This window comes from Thermodesulfobacteriota bacterium, assembly GCA_039028315.1.
In the GTDB taxonomy this organism is placed as follows: Bacteria; Desulfobacterota_D; UBA1144; order Nemesobacterales; family UBA2774; genus CR02bin9.
In genome coordinates, this window is record JBCCIH010000165.1 from 1 (window position 1) to 5510 (window position 5510).

Genomic DNA, 5510 nt, shown 5'->3' on the forward strand with positions numbered 1-5510 from the left:
CCATACACGGCAGTCAAAATATTGAATTGTCCCGTAACGTAGGATTTATGTCTATCGGCCATGGCTATTATCTTGAAGATGGTACTGAAACAGACAATAAGCTTTACTCAAACATAGGTATATTGGCCCGTGCGGCTATTATTAATAAACAAAACCCTAGAGAAGTTCCAGGGATTTTGGCTTATCCAAATGATAAAGTCGGTGCAACAACAGATGTGCCCTACCGCTCGGACTACATCCAGCCTACAGTGTTTTGGATTATGAACGGCTGGAATGATTTTGAATACAATATGGCAGCAGGTGCCACTGCTTGTGGAGCCTGTTTTTGGTGGTTGCCAGCTCAGATTAGCGGTCCTTCGCAATTTATGAAATGGGAATCCTATGCTTCGCAGCAAAGTACCCCTGGTAGGGCAGGAACTACTCCGCTTAAGAAATTTAAGGGTAATTATTGCACATCTGCCATGAACTCTTTTAACACGCCCAATGATATAAGCCCGTGTAAGGCAATGGGCGGTCCAACTGAGCCTTTCTTAAACCCTGTTTCTCAAGGCAACCTCTCACCTACACCGCCTAATAGAGGTGGTACAAATGATGCTTACTATCCAAAAGTGCCGGGCGCGCATATACCAACTTTTTGCAACACTTCAGATTGCAGTACCAGCCCAGCTCCTTGTAATGGAGCTGACCGAAGTAATTGCGCTGTTACAGTAATTGAAGATTACACGACCGCGTTTCACTGGACAGAGGTCAATTTCGCAGCAATATGGCTTCGTCCACAGTGGTATCTAGTAACAAACAGCGTTATTTCAGACACACTGGGTGCCGGATTGTCATTTGTTACCGGAGGGGACTATACGCAGTCTAATTTCCTTCCCGGCCAGTGGCAGCTAGCTAGAAAGAATATTTTCATAGGTTCTACACAAGAAGAGAAAAGCAGCCAAAATTATGCATCTCATACAGGTCCAGTAAACCCTACATCAGACATCCTATGTGCGACGGATGCTGGAGGCGGGGTTGTCTCAGATCGTTGTGTGATTAAAGATCAGGGTCTGGTTATACCGATCGATCCTTTTAATTACCAACGTTTGTTTAATATTTATGACGGCCCCAATTACGAAGATTCAAATGCTTTCTTGAACGTTAAAAAAGCACATATTACGGACTGTAATGGCGGGGGCAACTGCTCTAGTAGTAAATGGATGTACGGCCGCACATTTGGAATGCCAAAAGATCCTGAATCTGCTGCAACCAGGTGCGTTCTACCCAATGCGGCGATAGCATGGAAACAGCCAAATGGCTTTTATTATCCTCCAGCTTTCCATTCTTCCAACCTTTACTTTAGTGATGTTGATATACGTCATTTTGTAGTACAGCCGTTATTTGAGCCAATAGGACCTAACAATCCATTTGCTTTTAAACAGGATAATGCTGCTGTTGCAGATAATTACTGCACATTTATCAACACCGGATCTAATATGCTGGGCGGTACATTTAGCAACTTTACGGCAATTGACCGTCAAACCATTCTTAACGATGATGACGGAACTCTTACAGGACTAATAGAAACAATTTCGGTAAATGAAGACTCATTTTTTGATGCCCCTGTTGAGACTGTGGAATGTGCATCTCTTGAGACTGCTAAAACAAGTCCTTATGAGCACGTTACCACAGTGGTTTATCCCGGTTGCGTAGCAAAGGGAGACTGCGGTGGAACTTGCCGGGACACTGGTCAAGCATGTGCTGATAATAGCCAATGTTTACCTGCAAGCGGAACAAACCTTTGCGATAATACCTCATGGACGGATGATTGCGCAGCTGGTTTTTGTTATGGAGTCCCTCTATATAGACAATATCTGACCGGGACTGAAGAGGGAGATACGGTAGGTCAGCAGATACGTATGATGGGTATGAACTTTTTTCAGAGGAGCAATCTTACTGCTAATAACGGCGTATTCTATGTAGATACTACAGTCTCCAAACAAGACCAGAGAGACGGACTGTTGCTTTCGCCTGGTCAAAGACCTTCCTTAAATGTATTTGAAGGTGGAGAGACTTATTATATGTTGTTTGTTTTTGCAAAAGAATCTACAAAACAAACATATTTATTCTATGTAGGAGACGGCTTTGACCCAGAAGCAAATGTCAGCGCAATAAGCTCAGAGCTAAAGACAAGCAGACCCCTTGATGTTAAACCAGAGAGCTGGCCTTCAGGCTGGACACGAAAATGGTATAAAGATGATCCTTCTACAGGCATTTTGGAGGTAGAGGTTGATTTCAGTGGTTTTGATGATGAATTTGCCAATGGCAGGATGGACAGATGCCAGCCGCAGAGTTTTTGTAAATGGGATGGCCCGGCTAAGGGCGGTACTTGTGAGTGTTCAACTAATTTACCAAAGGACCTTTATGATGAATGTACCGAGGCATTAGGCGTTGAAAAAAACACTATGTGCAGCTGGGCAGTAAGAGCAGTTGATTGTCCACAAGGTGGATGCAGAGGTTTTGCGTTTACGCTCCCTAGTGGTTTTGATGCATCAACTATAACTCAAGCACCACCACAACCTGAATGTTTCCCAAGCGGATCAAACTCGCCTTGGGACATAGATTGGAACGTAGCAGGCGACACATTAGCGGGTGAGGGCTGTGTTGTTAAGCCGCTGCCTCCTAAGAATTTTTGCGATGACACATCAGAAGCTGGAACTGTGAGGAACGAAATTAGAGGAACACCTGGCGATGATATATTGCGGGGCACAATGGGCCCAGATCTTATTATGGGCTTTGGAGGAAACGATACAATTATTGGCCGCGGCGGAGATGATATTATAGAAGGTGGCCCGGGAGATGACTTTATTGACGGCAAATCCGGTAATGATTTAATTCTCGGAGGCGATGGTAATGACGAGATTGAAGGCGGAAAAGGACATGATGATATTCAAGCAGGTCCTGGGGATGATACAGTGAGAGCTGGCGTGGGTAATGACAATGTCTCTGGCGGCCCAGGAAGTGACTTTATAAAAGGTCAGAACGGAGAGGACGTTCTTGATGGCGACTCCGGTGATGATATGGTCGAGGGCGGAAGAGGAGCCGATGATATAGCTGGCGGATCAGGCAATGATGTTCTTATGGGCCAAGGCGGCGGAGATGAGATAGACGGCGACTCCGGTGATGATATGATTGAGGGCGGAGACGGAGATGACAATATAGACGGTGGCCCAGGAAACGATACCTGCGTCGATGGTGGATCAGTGATCTGTGAGATACAGTAGACTCTAAATTAAACTAAAAACAACAAAAAGCCGGTACATCTTTTTTAATGGGGTACCGGCTTTATTATTTAACTTCTATTTTGACTCAAGCTCGGCCACAGCAAAGTTAACACCAAAGCGTTTACACCAGATCACGACGGAGCGGTATTGATTAAGGTCAAGGTCTGGTCCCAGCACATAATTCTGATTACCCACATTACCCTTGATTGATCCCAATTCATAAACTTCAGAGTTTTTCACCGTCTCACTATCCATTGGTTCGTCTGCTGCAACTAGCCAAACGTGTACATCCGGACCGTTTGAGACCTCAAATTCAGTAAAGCGCAGAATGCGCTTCCCATCGCCTACATCATAAACGGTGGCTACGCCCTTAGCATCATGAGCAACCGGCTTGAATGTACCTTCATATAAAATATCCGGATTTCCAGCCTCTGTTGATTCAGGGAATTCCTCATTTACTGTTGAGCTAATAAAAAGTTTTTCGGGACGAAATAGATACCAAGCAACTACCAGTGCAACTATGACTATTAAGATAATTAGAGTCTTCATTTTAAATCGCCTCCTCGTAAAGTACCTCTAATAACCTAGCCATTGTTTATACAAAGTAGTTATTATTGAGTTTTATGTATAAACCACAACCTAGTATATATCATTGTAGTCATCTGGGGAATAAGTGTCTGTTAAATTGTCAGTGTCTTCAATTTCTTTATCGTCGGCCCTAATGTCAGGACACTGCATAATGTTTGCGCCCTGATCGGTTCTTTTTGTAGTCCTGCAGTCCTGTCTCTTATCCCCGTAAAGCTCGCGCTCGTTAATTTCATCGCCGCTCACGGGGTATGCTAATAGTAAAAATAATATTATTAATATTGCTTTTTTCATTTGATTAATTTCGCCGCCTAATTTAATAAACTACCTGATTCTAAGACCAATCCTATTTGCCCTTACATTGATATTTCGATTTGTTAATATCATCGGCCATACATTTACCCTCGCTTATGGTGAGGTCCTTACAATCATATCGCTGTCTTTTTATATTGCTAGCCATGCAGATTCCTCCCCCGACGCTCATACCTTTACAATCATACTTCTCCCTTTTGATATTTCCCGCCATACAAATTCCCTCTCCAAGGGTTAAGTTCTTGCAATCATATCGCTGTCTTTTTATATTGCTGGCCATGCAGATCCCGCCGCCAACACTCATCCCCTTACAATCATATTTCTCTCTCTTGACCTTGCCATTCATACATATTTGCTCTCCGCTTAGCTCGCCCTTTTCATCAAGGTAATAGTATTTTAGCCACTGCTCATATCCAAATGAATTAGTACATATTAGAAATACAAATAGTATTGAACAAATGAGTGTCTTCATCTTTATGCCTCTCTATTTTTCATTACACTCAGCCATTTATCAACCGTATCCTGATATAAATCTCTGGTGTCTTTTTCTCCACTTGCGGGATCTATCAGATCCATGACTTCTACGCTAACAGTTGGAAAACTAAGCCCAGGGTTTATAGGAGAGAGTGTTTTGCTGGCACCCTCTATATATATAGGAACAATAGGAGTATCATTATCCACACTTAAAAGCCCGGCTCCTATCCTCGGGGTCATAGCTTTGCCTGTACTTGTTCTCTCGCCCTCTGGGAATATACAGACAGAAAATCCTCTTTTAAGCCCTTCACTTGCAAGCCTCATAGAATCGGCCGACGTTCTTCCAGTACCTGTGAGTATTATCCTCATAGGTTTTACAATCCATGAAAGCGGCGGTTTTGAGAAGTACTCACCAAACCCGGTGAAGAGCATTTTGTTGATCATATCTCCAGGCAATAGTGCATAAATTAGTATTGGATCAATTAAGCTTTGGTGATTGGGGCAAATAAGCACGGCCCTATCACTTGGAATTTTATCAGCTTGATTGAGCCATGATCTAAATGCAATAAGTACAAGTAGTTTCCCAAACATTTGAAATATCCTAATTCCAACTCTCTTTAATAAGCTGCGATCCATATCAAACAGATCATCAAGCGACTCAGTCTCCATCTCACCTTTTATTTTGTCAGCATCAGCAATCCGCTCTGCTGCTTCTTCACGTGATTTTGGAAGTCTTTCCAAGATGTCGCCAATTGTACGCACGTCAGGTACTTCCTGCTCCGGTATGTATACGCCAAACTCACTCTCCAGCATTGCCGAGATCTCAACCAGGGTAAGAGAGTCTGTACCGAGATCGAGCGCAAGATCATCACGAGG

5 protein-coding genes are annotated in these 5510 nt (G+C 43.4%); 1 reads left to right on the top strand and 4 read right to left on the bottom strand.

Annotated elements, in window-relative coordinates:
* On the top strand, positions 1–3263 hold a 3263-nt coding region (locus AAF462_09685; protein MEM7009390.1), incomplete at its 5' end, for a calcium-binding protein.
* Between the two features lie 75 nt (positions 3264–3338).
* On the opposite strand, the gene AAF462_09690 is transcribed toward AAF462_09685, so the two are convergent.
* The 4 genes from AAF462_09690 to AAF462_09705 all read right to left on the bottom strand — a co-directional run.
* Positions 3339–3812: a DM13 domain-containing protein gene (locus AAF462_09690; protein MEM7009391.1), complete on the bottom strand. Its 474-nt coding sequence runs from the start codon at positions 3810–3812 to the stop codon at positions 3339–3341.
* A 90-nt stretch (positions 3813–3902) separates the two neighbouring features.
* Positions 3903–4142, bottom strand: coding sequence for a hypothetical protein (locus AAF462_09695; GenBank protein ID MEM7009392.1), 240 nt, complete (start codon positions 4140–4142; stop codon positions 3903–3905).
* 52 nt (positions 4143–4194) lie between these two features.
* Positions 4195–4632 carry a hypothetical protein gene (locus tag AAF462_09700; GenBank protein ID MEM7009393.1) on the bottom strand — a complete coding sequence of 146 codons (438 nt, stop codon included), beginning with the start codon at positions 4630–4632 and terminating at the stop codon, positions 4195–4197.
* A 2-nt stretch (positions 4633–4634) separates the two neighbouring features.
* Positions 4635–5510, bottom strand: an 876-nt coding sequence (locus tag AAF462_09705) for a 1-acyl-sn-glycerol-3-phosphate acyltransferase (GenBank protein ID MEM7009394.1), incomplete at its 5' end; no start/stop codon positions are given.

What these genes read in the sequence shown, in the direction of transcription:
- AAF462_09690 (MEM7009391.1), bottom strand. Translation starts at nt 3,812, where the DNA reads ATGAAGACTCTAATTATCTTAATAGTCATAGTTGCACTGGTAGTTGCT.
- AAF462_09695 (MEM7009392.1), bottom strand. Translation starts at nt 4,142, where the DNA reads ATGAAAAAAGCAATATTAATAATATTATTTTTACTATTAGCATACCCC.
- AAF462_09700 (MEM7009393.1), bottom strand. Translation starts at nt 4,632, where the DNA reads ATGAAGACACTCATTTGTTCAATACTATTTGTATTTCTAATATGTACT.